The sequence below is a fragment of the Microbacterium sp. NPDC057659 genome, from assembly GCF_042799915.1.
GTDB lineage: Bacteria > Actinomycetota > Actinomycetes > Actinomycetales > Microbacteriaceae > Microbacterium.
In genome coordinates, this window is record NZ_JBHVHU010000003.1 from 225,093 (window position 1) to 239,769 (window position 14,677).

The 14,677-nt window shown below is 70.0% G+C and carries 12 protein-coding genes and 1 other RNA gene; 11 read left to right on the plus strand and 2 right to left on the minus strand.

The window, feature by feature from the left end:
- Window positions 1–978, minus strand: coding sequence for an AAA family ATPase (locus tag ACFVAE_RS15770; protein WP_378894127.1), 978 nt, complete (start codon window positions 976–978; stop codon window positions 1–3).
- Window positions 979–1,068: 90 nt separating this feature from the next.
- Between ACFVAE_RS15770 and ffs the strand changes: the two genes are divergently transcribed.
- From ffs to ACFVAE_RS15825, 11 genes are all read left to right on the plus strand, one after another.
- Window positions 1,069–1,165: signal recognition particle sRNA small type (gene ffs, locus ACFVAE_RS15775), an RNA gene on the plus strand.
- A 38-nt stretch (window positions 1,166–1,203) separates the two neighbouring features.
- Entirely contained in the window at window positions 1,204–1,818 is a 615-nt protein-coding gene (locus ACFVAE_RS15780) for a hypothetical protein (protein ID WP_378894130.1), read from the plus strand.
- Window positions 1,819–1,876: 58 nt separating this feature from the next.
- The gene (gene pta, locus ACFVAE_RS15785) at window positions 1,877–3,991 is read left to right on the plus strand and encodes a phosphate acetyltransferase (RefSeq protein ID WP_378894132.1); all 2,115 of its coding nucleotides are present in this window, start codon (window positions 1,877–1,879) and stop codon (window positions 3,989–3,991) included.
- The gene (locus tag ACFVAE_RS15790) at window positions 3,988–5,208 is read left to right on the plus strand and encodes an acetate/propionate family kinase (RefSeq protein WP_378894135.1); all 1,221 of its coding nucleotides are present in this window, start codon (window positions 3,988–3,990) and stop codon (window positions 5,206–5,208) included. Before pta ends, ACFVAE_RS15790 begins: the two co-directional genes overlap by 4 nt.
- A 59-nt stretch (window positions 5,209–5,267) precedes the next feature.
- Window positions 5,268–5,999: an HAD family hydrolase gene (locus ACFVAE_RS15795; protein WP_378894137.1), complete on the plus strand. Its 732-nt coding sequence runs from the start codon at window positions 5,268–5,270 to the stop codon at window positions 5,997–5,999.
- Between the two features lie 34 nt (window positions 6,000–6,033).
- Window positions 6,034–8,523, plus strand: coding sequence for a glycoside hydrolase family 65 protein (locus ACFVAE_RS15800; RefSeq protein WP_378894140.1), 2,490 nt, complete (start codon window positions 6,034–6,036; stop codon window positions 8,521–8,523).
- A gap of 206 nt (window positions 8,524–8,729) precedes the next feature.
- Window positions 8,730–9,134, plus strand: a complete 405-nt coding sequence (locus tag ACFVAE_RS15805) for a hypothetical protein (RefSeq protein WP_378894143.1) — start codon at window positions 8,730–8,732, stop codon at window positions 9,132–9,134.
- 11 nt (window positions 9,135–9,145) lie between these two features.
- Window positions 9,146–9,904, plus strand: coding sequence for a hypothetical protein (locus ACFVAE_RS15810; protein WP_378894146.1), 759 nt, complete (start codon window positions 9,146–9,148; stop codon window positions 9,902–9,904).
- A gap of 149 nt (window positions 9,905–10,053) precedes the next feature.
- The gene (locus ACFVAE_RS15815) at window positions 10,054–12,579 is read left to right on the plus strand and encodes a DNA polymerase III subunit gamma and tau (RefSeq protein WP_378894148.1); all 2,526 of its coding nucleotides are present in this window, start codon (window positions 10,054–10,056) and stop codon (window positions 12,577–12,579) included.
- Window positions 12,579–13,172 carry a recombination mediator RecR gene (gene recR, locus ACFVAE_RS15820; protein ID WP_378894151.1) on the plus strand — a complete coding sequence of 198 codons (594 nt, stop codon included), beginning with the start codon at window positions 12,579–12,581 and terminating at the stop codon, window positions 13,170–13,172. The genes ACFVAE_RS15815 and recR overlap by 1 nt, the downstream gene beginning before the upstream one ends.
- A complete protein-coding gene (locus ACFVAE_RS15825) occupies window positions 13,169–14,140 on the plus strand; it encodes a DMT family transporter (RefSeq protein ID WP_378894153.1) in 972 nt (323 codons plus the stop codon). Before recR ends, ACFVAE_RS15825 begins: the two co-directional genes overlap by 4 nt.
- Here ACFVAE_RS15825 and ACFVAE_RS15830 read toward each other — a convergent pair.
- On the minus strand, window positions 14,137–14,589 hold the full coding sequence (locus ACFVAE_RS15830) for a DUF2871 domain-containing protein (protein WP_378894156.1): 453 nt from the start codon (window positions 14,587–14,589) through the stop codon (window positions 14,137–14,139). The two genes, ACFVAE_RS15825 and ACFVAE_RS15830, sit on opposite strands and share 4 nt — an antisense overlap.
- Between the last annotated feature and the right edge of the window lie 88 nt (window positions 14,590–14,677).

A 14,677-nucleotide genomic window follows, 5' to 3' on the forward strand; every position in this document is an offset into this window, starting at 1 on the left:
TCAGAGCCGCGCGGCGAGCGGCACGCGCACCCGGTCGAGGATCTGCGCCAGCGCCGCCTCGACGGGCTGGGCACCGGCGCGGTGCGCTCCGCGGGCCGGCAGCAGACGGTGCGCGAACACGGGGGACAGCAGTTCGGCGAGATCGTCGGGGATGACGTAGTCGCGGCCGTCCAGCGCAGCATGAACCTTCGCGGAGCGCACGAGCTGCAGGGTGGCACGGGGGCTCGCGCCCAGGTGCAGGCTGGGGTCCATCCGCGTGGCCTGCGCCAGGGCGACGGCGTACTCCTCGACGGCCTCGGCGACGTGCACCTTCCTGGCGTGCGCGATGAGGGAGCGCACCGACGCGGCGTCCGCCACCGGGGTGACGGCGGAGAGCGGGTTGACGGTGTCGCGCTGGCGCAGCATGAGCGCCTCGGCCGCGGCATCCGGGTACCCCATCGAGATGCGCATCATGAAGCGGTCGCGCTGGGCCTCGGGCAGCGGGTAGGTGCCCTCCATCTCGAGCGGGTTCTGGGTCGCGACGACGAGGAACGGGTCGGGCAGCGGATGCGTGGCCCCGTCGACGGTGACCTGGCCCTCCTCCATGGCCTCGAGCAGCGCGGACTGCGTCTTCGGCGAGGCGCGGTTGATCTCGTCGGCGATCACGATGTGCGCGAAGATCGCGCCCGGCTTGAATACGAATTCGCGGTCGACCGGGTCGTAGACCGAGACGCCGGTGACGTCGCCCGGCAGCAGGTCGGGGGTGAACTGGATGCGCCGCACCGTCGCATCCACGCTCGCGGCGAGTGCGCGGGCGAGCATCGTCTTGCCCACGCCGGGCACATCCTCGATGAGCAGGTGCCCCTGCGCGAGCAGGCAGACCAGGGCGCTGCGCACGGCATCCGGTTTGCCGTCGATGACGGCGCTGACCGAGGCGATGATCCGGGAGGTCTGCGCGGCGAACTGCTCGGCCGTGATCGAGGGTGCGTCGTCGGTCATGGAGTCCCTTTCGCCCGTCTGTGCGCGTTGCCTTGATCGTAGTCCGCTCGCGGGCGTCTCGGACCTCCTCGGATGTCCGTTAGACTGTTCAACGGCTCTCCGCGTGACGACACCCAGGCCAATTCCCCCAGGACGGAAACGTAGCAAGGGTAACCGGGCTCTGTCGGGTGCGCGGAGGGTCTTTTCTTTGCCTTCTCCGCTTCGTTCACAGCGGATGCTGGCACGATGGCGATCGTGCACGCCACCAGTCGAGCGGCCGCCGCCCGGCGCCGGAGCAGCGAGCGCCGCCTGCGCGGCATCGCGATCGGTGCGCTGGTGGTGGCCGTGGCGACGCTGCTGGTGGTGGTGCCGATGCGGATGACGGAGCAGCGGCCGTTCTGCGCGGCCGACCCGGCATCCTTCCCGGCGAAGGGCGTCGCCGGCTGGCAGGGCGACCAGCTCGAGAACGCGGCCGTGATCGTGCGGACGGCGCGGACGCTGGGCTTCGCGCGCGACGGTCAGATCCTCGGCGTGATGACGGCGATGGGTGAGAGCAGCCTGCACAACATCGACTACGGCGACTGGGAGACGCGCGGGTTCACCAATCCCGACGGCAGCCGGACGACCAGCATCGGCCTGTTCCAGCAGCAGGACTGGTGGGGGAGCGTCGAGACCCGGATGGATCCCGCCGGTGCCGCCCGGCTGTTCTACGCGAAGCTCGCGAAACTGGACGGCTGGCAGAGGATGCCGCCGTCGCGGGCGATCCACCGCGTGCAGGTGAACACCGACCGGGACTACTACGCGCAGTTCCACGACGACGCGACGGCCGTGGTGGATGCGCTGGCGGGGGAGTGCTCCTGACGGGTTTCCCCGTCCGGACCGATGGCAGCGCGTCAGCGCCCCGGCATAGGCTGGCCCCGTGGCGCAGAGCATCTACATCACGTCCGCCGAGGGGCACACCGGCAAGTCCACGATCGCGCTCGGGGTGCTCGACGCGCTGATGCGCGTCTCGCCGCGCGTCGGGGTGTTCCGGCCGATCGCGCGGTCGACGACCGAGCGCGACGACATCCTCGAGCTGCTGATCGCGCACGACGGTGTGCAGCTCGACTACGACGAATGCGTGGGCGTCACCTACGACGACGTGCGCGCCGACCCCGATGCCGCCCTCGCCACCATCGTCGCGCGCTTCAAGGCCGTCGAGGCGCGGTGTGACGCGGTCGTGGTGCTCGGCAGCGACTACACCGACGTCGCCAGCCCGGCAGAGCTGGGGTACAACGCCCGCGTGGCCGCCAACCTCGGCGCGCCGGTGCTGCTGGTGCTCTCCGGCCGCGACCAGCAGACCCAGGCCGAGCGGCTCGGCACCACCACGGCCCGCACACCGGCCCAGGTCGGCCAGATGGCCTCTCTCGCGCTCGCCGAGCTCGCCGCGGAGCGCGCAGAACTGTTCGCCGTCATCGTCAACCGCGCCGATCCGGATGCTCTGGCGCAGACCGTCGAGGTCGTCGAGGCCGTCCCGCATCGGCGTACGCCGGTCTGGGCGATCCCGGAGGACCGCGCGCTCGTCGCGCCCTCCATGCGCGGCGTCCTGCGCGCCGTCGACGGCCGCCTTCTGAAGGGTGATCCGGCGCTGCTCGACCGCGAGGCCCTCGACGTCGTCATCTCCGGCATGTCGATGGTGAACGTGCTCCCGCGCATCACCGAGAGCGCCGTCGTGGTGATCGCCGCCGATCGCACAGAGGTGCTGCTCGCCGCGCTCCTGGCATCCGCCTCCGGCACCTTCCCGCAGATCGCGGGAATCGTGCTGAACGGCCCGTTCGACCTGCCCGAGCCCATCGAGCAGCTGCTGGAGGGGTTCGAGATCGGCGTGCCGATCGTCGCGACCGACCTCGGCACCTTCGACACCGCCACCCGCATCATGAACACCCGCGGCAGGCTCAGCGTGCAGTCCGGCCAGCGCTACGACAGGGCGCTCGCCCTGTTCCAGCTGCACGTCGACCTCACCGAGCTCACGATCGAGCTCGGCCTTGCCGAATCCTCCGTCGTCACTCCGCTGATGTTCGAGTACGGGCTGATCGAGCGCGCCCGCGCCGACCGCAGGCGCATCGTGCTGCCCGAGGGCGGCGACGACCGCATCCTGCGCGCCGCCGCGATCCTGCTGGCCAGGGATGTCGCCGACCTGACCATCCTCGGCGACGAGACCGACATCCGCACCAGAGCGACGTCGCTCGGCCTCGACCTCGCCGCCGCCCAGATCCTCAGCCCGACCGATCCCGCGCTCGTGGAGCGCTTCGCCGCGGAGTACGCGCGCCTGCGCGCGCACAAGGGCGTCACGCTGCAGCAGGCATCCGACACGGTCACCGACGTCTCGTACTTCGGCACGATGATGGTGCACCTGGGGCTCGCGGACGGCATGGTCTCGGGCGCCGCGCACACCACCGCGCACACCATCCGTCCCGCGTTCGAGATCATCAAGACCCGCCCCGGCGTCGAGGTCGTCTCGAGCGTCTTCCTGATGGCGCTCGCCGACCGGGTGCTCGTCTACGGTGACTGCGCCGTGATCCCCGAGCCGACCAGCGTGCAGCTTGCCGACATCGCGGTCTCCTCCGCCGCGACCGCGCGGCAGTTCGCCATCGAGCCGCGGGTGGCGATGCTGTCGTACTCGACGGGGGAGTCCGGGTCCGGCGCCGAGGTCGACAAGGTGCGTGCGGCCACCGCGCTGGTCCGCGAGCGCGCGCCCGAGCTGCCCGTCGAGGGACCGATCCAGTACGACGCCGCGGCCGACGCGGCCGTCGCCAGGGCCAAGCTGCCCGACTCCGCTGTGGCGGGCCGTGCGACGGTGTTCGTCTTCCCCGACCTGAACACCGGCAACAACACGTACAAGGCGGTCCAGCGATCGGCCGGCGCCGTGGCGATGGGCCCCGTGCTGCAGGGCCTCAACAAACCGATCAACGACCTCAGCCGTGGCGCCCTCGTGGACGACATCGTGAACACCGTCGCGATCACCGCGATCCAGGCCCAGGGAGAGAACCGATGACCGCCGTCCTCGTGATCAACAGCGGCTCCTCGTCGCTGAAGTACAGCCTGCTCGACATGGACCGCGAGACCGAGCTGGCCAGCGGCCTGATCGAGCGGATCGGCCAGTCCACCGGCATCGTCTCGCACACGATCCGCCGGACGGCGGAGCCCGGCGAACCCGCGCCGACGATGCTGGATGCCACGACGAAGACCGAGCGACCCGTGGCCGACCACGACGTCGCGTTCGCCGTGATGCTGGAGCAGTTCGCCGAGCACGGCCCCTCGCTCGCCGAGCATCCGCCGGTCGCGGTCGGACACCGCGTCGTGCACGGCGGCGCGCGGTTCTTCGAACCCACCGTGATCACGCCGCTGGTCGAGATCAACATCGAGGATCTCGCGGTGCTCGCCCCGCTGCACAACCCCGCCAACGTCGCCGGCATCCGCTCCGCGCGCAAGGCGTTCCCCGCCGTGCCGCACGTGGCCGTGTTCGACACGGCGTTCCATCAGACACTGCCGCCCGCCGCGTACACCTACGCGATCGACGCGGAGCTCGCGCACGCACACCGCGTGCGCAGGTACGGATTCCACGGCACCAGCCACAAGTACGTCAGCGAGCAGGCGGCCGCGTTCCTCGACCGCGACCTCGCGGATCTGCGCCAGATCGTGTTCCACCTCGGCAACGGGGCATCCGTCACCGCCATCCGCGGAGGTGAGTCCGTCGAGACCTCGATGGGGCTCACGCCGCTCGAAGGGCTGGTGATGGGCACGCGCTCCGGCGACATCGACGCCGCGGCCCTGCTGCACCTGGCCCGCCGCGCGGGCATGGGAACCTCCGACCTGGACACCCTGTTGAACAAGCGCAGCGGTCTGCTCGGACTGGCCGGGCACAGCGACATGCGCGACATCCTCGCGGGGCGCGAGGCCGGAGAGGATGCCGCGACCCTGGCCTACGACGTCTACATCCACCGCCTCCGCGCCTATGCCGGCGCGTACATCGCCCAGCTCGGCGGCGTCGACGTGATCTCATTCACCGCCGGCGTCGGCGAGAACGCCGCGCCGGTGCGTGCAGACGCGCTGTCGACGCTGCGTTTCCTCGGTCTGCGGATCGACCCCGAGCGGAACGCCCAGCGGGGCGGCATCCGCCGAATCTCCGCAGACGACTCGACGGTCGAGGTGCTCGTGGTGCCGACGGACGAGGAACTGGAGATCGCCCGGCAGACGCTCGCCGTGGTCTGAGGGCGCGGACCCCGTTACGCTGGAACCGGTCCCATTCCGATCGACGACAAGGGAGCACTGTGCCCGAGTCCCTGCCCGACCTGCGTGCCGCCGCCGGAGTCCTCTTCGACCTCGACGGCGTACTCACGCCCACGGCCGAGGTGCACATGCGCGCCTGGCAGGCGGTGTTCGACGACGTGTTCGCGCACTGGGGGATCACGCCTCCGTATACGGATGTCGACTACTACGCGCACGTCGACGGCAAGAAGCGCTACGACGGCGTCGCGGCCGTCATGCGCAGCCGCAACGTCGAGATCCCGTGGGGGCACGTCGACGACGCCCCGACCGAGGACACGATCTGCGGCATCGGCAACCGCAAGAACGACGCCTTCGCCGCCGAGCTGCGCGCGCACGGCATCGCCCCGTTCCCCGGATCGCTCGCACTGATCGAGCAGCTGCGGGATGCCGGGATTCCGATGGGCGTCGTGTCGAGCTCGAAGAACGCCGAGGAGGTGCTCGGCTCCGCCGGCATCCGCTCCTTCTTCACCGTCGTCGTCGACGGGGTCGTCGCCGAGCGCGACCACCTCGCCTCGAAGCCGGCGCCCGACATGTTCCGGGCCGGGGCCGTCGCGCTGGGCGTCGCGCCCGCCGAGGCCGTCGCCGTCGAGGACGCGGTCTCGGGCGCGGCATCCGCGGCATCGGCCGGGTACGGCGTCGTGATCGGCGTCGACCGCGGCGCAGGCGCGCAGGCCCTGCGCGATGCGGGCGCGACGAGTATCGTCGATGATCTCGCCCGCCTGCTGGCATCCTGATCCCTTCTTCCGAATCCCGATCCACGGAGACCGCATGTTCGACAGCGACCGCTACTCGTCCGATCCCTGGCGTCTCGTCGAGAGCCGCTACGACGCGGAGGGGCTGCCCGAGACCCTGTTCGCGGTGGGCAACGGCTACCTCGGCCTGCGCGGCAACCACATCGAGGGGCGCAGCGCGCACGAGCACGGCACATTCATCAACGGCCTGCACGAGACGTGGCCGATCCGTCACGCCGAGCAGGCGTACGGGTTCGCCGAGGTCGGCCAGACGATCGTCAACGCGCCTGATGCCAAGATCATGCGCGTCTACGTCGACGACGAGCCGCTCTCCTTCGACGAGGCCGACGTGCGCGAGTACTCGCGCACACTCGACATGCGCACCGGCGTGCTGCACCGCGACGTGCTGTGGGTCACCCCCTCGGGCAAGCGGGTGCGGCTGCGCGACGAGCGGATGGTGAGCTTCGACGAGCGGCATCTCGCTGTGATGCGGCTCGAGCTCGTGGTCGAGAACGCGGACGCCCCGGTGACGATCAGCTGCCAGCTGCTGAACCGTCAGGACGGCGGCACCGTCTACACCGGTACGCCCGAGGCTGCGCAGAAGGCCGCGGCGGGCAAGGCGGGGTTCGATCCGCGCAAGGCCGAGAAGATCACCGAGCGGGTGCTGCAGCCGGCCGAGTACTGGCAGGACGGGCTGCGCTCCGCGCTGTCGTACCAGGTGACGGATTCGGGGATGACGCTCGCGGTCGTCGCCGACCACGTCATCGAGACCGAGAACGACTACAGCGCCCGCACCCTGATCGAGCCCGACATCGCGAAGAACGTGTTCCGCGTGCAGGCCAGGGCCGGCGTCCCGATCCGGCTGACCAAGCTGGTCAGCTATCACACCTCGCGGGGCGTGCCGGCGCGCGAGCTTGTCGACCGCTGCCGGCGCACGCTCGATCGGGCCTCGGTCGAGGGCGTGGCGGCTCTGTTCGCACGTCAGGCGGAGTGGCTGGACGCGTTCTGGGAGCGCAGCGACGTCATCATCGCCGGGCACGACGATCTGCAGCAGGCGGTGCGGTGGTGCCTGTTCCAGCTGGCACAGGCATCCGCTCGCGCGGACGGGGCGGGGGTTCCGGCGAAGGGACTCAGTGGTTCGGGTTACAGCGGGCACTACTTCTGGGACACCGAGATCTACGTGCTGCCGTTCCTCACGTACACGTCACCGCAGTGGGCGCGCAACGCGCTGCGCGCGCGAGTGCTCATGCTGCCGGCCGCGCGGCGGCGGGCGGCGCAGCTGAACGAGGCGGGTGCGCTGTTCCCGTGGCGCACGATCAACGGCGAGGAGGCCTCGGCGTACTACGCGGCGGGCACCGCGCAGTACCACATCAACGCGGACGTCAGCTTCGCGCTGGGCAAGTACGTGTACGCGACGGGCGACGTGGAGTTCCTGCGCAGCGAAGCCGCCGACATCGCGGTCGAGACGGCGCGGCTGTGGGCGACGCTCGGGTTCTGGCGCGGAACGAACGGCGACTCGACCTTCCACATCCACGGCGTCACCGGGCCGGACGAGTACACGACGGTGGTCAACGACAACCTGTTCACGAACGTGATGGCGCGGCACAACCTGCGTCTGGCGACGCGAGTGGTGCGCGAGATGGCCCGGAACGCGCCGGAGGCCTACGCCGCGCTGGTCGCGCGCACCGGGCTGGATGCCGGGGAGCCGGACGGCTGGGAGCGCGCAGCCGAGGCGCTGCACATCCCATACAGCGAAGGACTCGGCATCCACCCGCAGGACTCGCTGTTCCTGGAGCGCGAGGTCTGGGACCTGGCGAACACCCCCGACGAGCAGCGTCCGCTGCTGCTGCACTTCCACCCGCTGGTGATCTACCGGTTCCAGGTGCTGAAGCAGGCGGATGTCGTGCTCGCGCTGTTCCTGCAGGGCAGCCATTTCACCGACGAGGAGAAGCTGGCCGACTTCGACTACTACGATCCGCTGACCACCGGCGACTCCACGCTGTCTGCGGTGGTGCAGTCGATCCTCGCCGCTGAGGTGGGCTACCAGGATCTCGCCCTGGAGTACTTCCGCGAGGCGCTCTACGTCGACCTGCACGACCTGCACAACAACGCCACCGACGGCGTGCACGTCGCGTCGGCGGGCGGCGTGTGGTCGGCGCTGGTCAACGGCTTCGGAGGCATGCGCGACTATTCGGGCGAGCTCAGCTTCGACCCGCGGCTGCCGGCCGACTGGCCGTCGCTGGAGTTCCCTCTGCAGTGGCGCGGGTCGTCGCTGCGCGTGAAGGTCACGCGCGGTGAGCTGCGGATGACGGTGCTGTCGGGTGAACCCGTGTCGTTCACCGTGCGGGGCGCGGCGCACACCGCGTCGGTGGGGTCGGACGCCGTGGTGATGCTCGCGGGTCAGGGCCCCGTGCGCCCCGGCCGTCCGACGCTGCGCCAGTTCGCCGACGCCCGCCGCGAGGACGGCACGCTGATGTCGCCGACGGTCCCCGTGACCACGACGATCCCGGTGCTCGAGGTGGACTGAGCGGATGCTGGAAGTCCGACTGATCAGGAACCTGGGTCCCTGAGCCTGTCGAAGGGCCGCCCTCCGGTCGTTGAGCGAGCGCAGCGAGACGAAACGTGCATTCTCCTCTTGCATCCGACCTCCCGACCCGGTACTTGTTGATCCACGCCTGCGGGTCCCGCCGACGGCATCCTGATTGAGACGTATGCGAGGGAGGCCATCGCATCATGGAACCCGATTCTCTGCGCGCTGACCGCCGCCATGACGGGGCCCGGCGCGTGCTCGGCCTGGCGTCGGCTTTCGGCATCTTGTCTCTCGCCGGGATCGCTGCCGCGTGGTGCGGTCGGAAGCGCCGCGATCTGTCGTTGACAGGGTCGGAGGGCGGGAACCGGGAGGAACCCGTCAACATCGCGCTCACCGGCGACGAGGCGCTCGTCCTGTTCGAGTGGGTCTCTCGAACCAACGAGGAGCAGATCGAAGTGCCCCTGCGCGAGGCCGAGCGAAGGGTCCTCTGGAATGTCGAGGCACATCTCGAGAGTGTTCTCGTCGCGCCGTTCGACCATCGCTACGACAGGCTGCTCGACGAGGCGCGGGCGCGGATCGTGGCACCCGATGAGCGCGCGACGTCGTGAACGAGACGGCTGTGCTGCTGGAACATGGTGAGTACCTGGCAGTCATCGAGCTCATCCGAAGCCTGCAGGGCGAAGTCCCGGATTCGGAGATCGCGGCGGGGATGCTGCCTGGGTTCGACCCGTGGGTTGTCGGGGCGATCCGTGCGGAGGAGAACGACGCGGATGCCGTGGTTCTTCTGGCGGAGGAATATAACAGGCACGGCGGCCACGAGCTTCTCGCGGCCGCGATGTTCAAGTTTGCGGCCGATCGCGGATCCTCGGATGCGCTGGAGTACGTCGGAAACCTGCTCGATTGGCTGGGTGCTTATGAGCAAGCGATCCCCTATCTTCGGAGGGCACGAGAGCTTGACCTGACTGATCCCGCGATGGTGGCAGGATGCCTGGGACACGCGCTGCGCGAAACCGGGCATTCCGGTCCGGAAGTCGAGGACCTGTTGCGCGAGGGCGCTGAAGTCCATGACGACTTCGGCATCGATTTCGCTGACGTGCTCATCGAGAACGAGGCACTCCGCGAAGCCGCGGCGCTGCTCAAGCGACTCACGGCCTCCAGTGTCTACGGAGCGGCGATCAAGTACGGGAATCTTCTCGACGATGAACTGGATGAGCCGGAACTGGCCATCGAGGCGTACCTGACGGGTATCGAGCAGGGAGATGGCCACTCCGCCTACAACCTGGCTTTGCTCTACGACGATCAGGGCGATGACCGATTGTCAGCGAAGTATCTTGCTCTCGCTCGGAAGATGGGCGACATGACCGCGTGGCCGCGGTGAGCACGGAGAATGGGCGGCTGCTGCTCCGGGCAGTGGGTCGCCCGCTCTGGAGAGAGCTGCGCGAAAGGCTTCCGCAGTGGCCGGTACGCGACGACGCCGACCTGAATATGGCCGAACCGAGTGTCCGAGCCACACCGTAGGCTGTTCTGGTGACCACAGCCCTCTATCGCCGCTACCGGCCCGAGAACTTCGGGGAGATGATCGGTCAGTCCCAGGTGACCGACCCGCTCATGACCGCACTCCGCGGTGACAGGGTGGGTCACGCCTATCTGTTCTCCGGTCCTCGCGGGTGCGGGAAGACCACGTCTGCCCGCATCCTCGCGCGCTGCCTGAACTGTGCCGAGGGCCCGACCGACACCCCCTGCGGCGTGTGCCCGAGCTGTGTCGAGCTCTCGCGCAACGGCGGCGGCTCGCTCGACGTCGTCGAGATCGACGCCGCCAGCCACAACGGCGTCGACGACGCCCGCGATCTGCGCGAGCGCGCGACCTTCGCGCCCAGCCGCGACCGGTTCAAGATCTTCATCCTCGACGAGGCGCACATGGTCACGCCGCAGGGTTTCAACGCCCTGCTCAAACTCGTCGAGGAGCCGCCGGAGCACGTGAAGTTCATCTTCGCGACCACCGAGCCCGAGAAGGTGCTCGGCACCATCCGCTCCCGCACGCACCACTACCCGTTCCGGCTGGTGCCGCCTGCGGCCATGCTCGAGTACGTCGAGAAGCTCTGCGCTGAGGAGGGCGTGCAGGTCGAGGAAGGTGTGCTCGCGCTCGCTGTCCGCGCCGGCGGCGGGTCGCCGCGTGACACGCTGTCGCTGCTCGACCAGCTGATCGCGGGCTCCGAGGACGGCAACGTCACCTACGCGCGCGCAGTGGCGCTGCTCGGCTACACGCACGCCGAACTTCTCGACGAGATCGTCGACGCGCTCGCCGCGGGCGACGCGGCGGCCGCGTTCCCCGCCGTCGATCGCGTCGTGCAGACCGGACAGGACCCTCGGCGCTTCGTCGACGACCTGCTCGAGCGGCTCCGCGACCTCATCGTGATCGCCGCCGTCGGCGACGGCGCCTCCGCCGTGCTGCGCGGCATCCCGGCCGACGAACTGCAGCGGATGCAGGCGCAGGCCCTCGCCTTCGGCTCGACGCGCCTCTCCCGCACGGCGGACGTCGTCAGTCAGGCGCTCGACGACATGACCGGCGCGACCTCGCCGCGCCTGCATCTCGAACTGATGGTCGCCCGCGTGCTCGCCAGCGCCGGCGAGGGGGCAGTCGTCGCGCCCGCTGCCGCTCCGGCACCTGTCGCGGCTGCGCCAGCTCCCGCTGCGGCTCCGCAGGCACCCGTCGCAGCGCCCGCTGCTGCACCAGTCGCTGAGAGAGCGACGAAGGATCGAGACGAAACGTCCTCAACTCCGACGGCGTCGGCGCCCAAGCCGACGGCTGCAGAGACGTCGGCTCCCGAGGTCTCATCTGCGCCTCGCTCCGCGGCTCCGCTCGGCGAACAGCAGAAGGATGCAGCTCCGGTGATCGAGCGACCGACGAAGGAGCGAGACGAAACGCCTTCCGTCTCCTCGGAGCCCGCAGCACCCGCTCCGGCCGACCCCGGCCCTGTCACCTTCGAGCGCATCACGGCGGAGTGGCCCGCGGTCCTCGACAGGCTCGCGACGATCAACCGCAACGCCTGGCTGCTCGTCACCGGTGTGCAGCCGCTGGCTTACGCCGATGAGGTGCTCACCCTCGGCTTCGCGGCGCCGTCCGACGTCACGAGGTTCAAGGGACCGACCCCCGGCCCCGGCCCTTCCGATCATCTGCGCACCGCGATCGAGCAGCAGCTCGGAGTGCGCGTGAAGTACCGTCCGGCTCCGCTCCCCGCAGGCAACAGCAACCCCGGCGGGGGAGCGCGCTCCCCGCAGGACGGTCCGGCTCAGGGCGGAGCATCCGCTCCCGCCGAGCCGGCTCCCGCCGACCCTGCGCCGGCGCGCGACGAACGCCGGGGCGACACCGCGCCCGCTTCCGGCTGGGCGACGCCCGGGGTGCCGCAGGCCGGCGCGCCCGAGCCGGTCGCCGTGCCCACCGCGGCACCGCAGCCCGGGCCCGCGGCACCGCAGCAGACTGCTCCCGCGGCACCGCAGCAGACCGCTCCCGCAGCGCCCGCCAAGCAGTCCCGCCCATCGGCATCCGCGGCCGCGCCTGTCACGGAGTGGGCGGTCGCACCGATCCCCGCCTCGCGCGAGGAGCCGGTGCAGCCGCAGTTCGCGGTCGATGAGGAGCCCGCCGAGGTCGAATCCGCGGCATCCGCACCGGTTCCGCCGGTCGACGGCACGATCGACCACGACGAGCCGCCGCTGCCCGGCGACGACGAGGCCCCCGACATCGATGAGCCGCCGTACGACCCGCACTACGACGCGGCGCCGCCGGACAACGGAAATCGGATGCCGGTCGCCCAGGCGCCGGTGCGTCCGGCCCCACAGGCCTCTGCACCGCAGACAGCACCGGCGAACGTGCGCCAGGCACCGCAGGCATCCGCCCCGCAGCGGTCCGCGCCGCAGGCCGCCGCGCCGATCGTCACCAGCCGCTCCTCCGCGCCCGACGGCGTGGAGCGCCGCGGCGAGGCCGTGATCCGCCAGGTGCTCGGCGCGACGTTCATCCGCGAAGAGCCCTACGAGCCCCAGACGAGGTTCAACTGATGTACGACGGCATCGTCCAGGAGCTGATCGACGAGTTCGGCCGGCTGCCGGGCATCGGCCCGAAGTCCGCCCAGCGGATCGCATTCCACATCCTGCAGACCCCGTCCTTCGACGTGGCCCGCCTGGCCGAACTGCTCACCGAGGTGCGCGCCAGGGTGCGGTTCTGCGAGGTGTGCGGCAACGTCTCAGAGCAGGATCGCTGTGCGATCTGCCGCGACCCGCGCCGCAACGCCGCGCTCATCTGCGTGGTCGAGGACGCCAAGGACGTCGCGGCGATCGAGCGCACCCGCGAGTTCCGCGGGCTGTACCACGTGCTCGGCGGCGCGATCAGCCCGATCGCCGGCGTCGGACCCGACGACCTGCGCATCGCGCAGCTGATGACCCGCCTCGCCGACGGCACCGTGCAGGAAGTGATCCTCGCGACCAATCCCAACCTCGAGGGCGAAGCGACGGCGAGCTACCTCAGCCGTCTGCTGACCACCATGGAGATCACGGTCTCTCGCCTGGCATCCGGTCTGCCCGTCGGCGGAGATCTCGAGTACGCCGACGAGGTCACCCTCGGCCGGGCGTTCGAAGGCCGGCGCCGTCTGTGAGCCCGCAGGGCGGGTTCACCCGCAAGGGCTGGATCCTCTTCGCGATCATGTCGATCGTGTGGGGGATCACCTACCTCTTCATCAAAGAGGCGGTGGAATCGTTCTCGCCCCCGGCAGTCGTCTCCGCCCGCACCCTGCTCGGCGCGCTCGTGCTGCTGCCCTTCGCGATCCGCTCCGGTGCGCTGAAGTCAGCGCTCAAGGTGTGGCCGTGGGTGCTCGCTTTCGGCGCCGTGGAGATGGCGGGGCCGTTCCTGCTGCTCAGCCACGCCGAGACCCAGCTGCCCTCGGGCCTCACCGGGCTGCTGGTCTCGACGGTCCCGCTGTTCGCCGTGGTCATCGCCCTGATGCGAGGCGACCGCTCCGTGCTCGCGCCGACCCGCCTCGGCGGACTGCTGGTCGGCTTCGTCGGCGTCGCGATCGTCGTCGCCGGCCCCGGTCTGTTCGCCCACGGCACCGCGAGCTACATCGCGATCGGCGAGATCCTGCTCACCGCCGTGCTCTACGCGATCGCGCCGTTCATCATCGCGCACAAGCTCTCCGACGTGCCCTCGATCGGCACCATCACGCTCGCGCTCACTGTCGTCGGCCTCGCCTACCTGCCGGCAGGACTGCTCACCCAGCATGAGGTCCCGACCATCCGCTCGACCGTGTCGCTGGTGCTGCTCGGCGTGATCTGCACCGCGCTCGCATTCGTGTTCTTCTTCGCGCTGATCCGCGAGGTCGGCCCGGTGCGCGCGCCGCTGTTCACCTACATCAACCCGGTGGTCGCGATCATCCTCGGCACGATCCTGGTCGGAGAGCCGATCACGATCGGCCTGATCATCGGTTTCCCCATCATCCTGATCGGATGCTGGTTCGCCGCCACCGGCGGCAGGCTGAAGCCTGGGGAGTCCGATCTCACGACCGGACCGGTGACGACCGCCGAGACCGCCGAGGCGATCTGCGACGGCCCGCCGCCGAAGGACTAGCTCCGCCGGATCGCCTTCCACAGCATCAGGAGCAGCAGCACGAACCCGGCGCCGATCAGGATGTGGCCGAGGCCTGCGATGCCCGAGATCGCCGCGGACGCCTTGACGCCCAGAACCTGCAGCGTGCCGTGCCAGACCATCATCGCCGAGGTCAGAACGACGCCGGCGTTGTAGATCCAGAAGAACCAGCCGAACAGCCGGCTCTCCGACAGCCGGAACGACTTCTCCAGCGCCAGCACGATCAACGGCACGATCATGCCCAGCACGAGCAGATGCGTGTGCGTGACCGCGAGCTGGCCCGAGAACCCCTCCGGGTGCCCGTTCGCCTTCGTGAACTCGCGATAGAACAAGCCGGCCGCCAGGCCCAGAACGGTGTAGACGGCGGTGGCGATGAAGAGCTTGGTCAGCGCCGAGCGCTGGGTGCGGACATCAACGGATGCATCGGTCATGGCACCAGTCTCTTCCCCGGGGCGCGCGAGCGCATCCATCGAAGGATCGACAGTCCGCCGTGCACGGTTCGGCCGAACGCGCGAGAAT

Coding starts and splice junctions, on each gene's coding strand:
- ACFVAE_RS15790 (WP_378894135.1), top strand. CDS start 3,988: ATGACCGCCGTCCTCGTGATCAACAGCGGCTCCTCGTCGCTGAAGTAC.
- ACFVAE_RS15780 (WP_378894130.1), top strand. CDS start 1,204: ATGGCGATCGTGCACGCCACCAGTCGAGCGGCCGCCGCCCGGCGCCGG.
- ACFVAE_RS15770 (WP_378894127.1), bottom strand. CDS start 978: ATGACCGACGACGCACCCTCGATCACGGCCGAGCAGTTCGCCGCGCAG.
- recR (WP_378894151.1), top strand. CDS start 12,579: ATGTACGACGGCATCGTCCAGGAGCTGATCGACGAGTTCGGCCGGCTG.
- ACFVAE_RS15830 (WP_378894156.1), bottom strand. CDS start 14,589: ATGACCGATGCATCCGTTGATGTCCGCACCCAGCGCTCGGCGCTGACC.
- ACFVAE_RS15805 (WP_378894143.1), top strand. CDS start 8,730: ATGGAACCCGATTCTCTGCGCGCTGACCGCCGCCATGACGGGGCCCGG.
- ACFVAE_RS15800 (WP_378894140.1), top strand. CDS start 6,034: ATGTTCGACAGCGACCGCTACTCGTCCGATCCCTGGCGTCTCGTCGAG.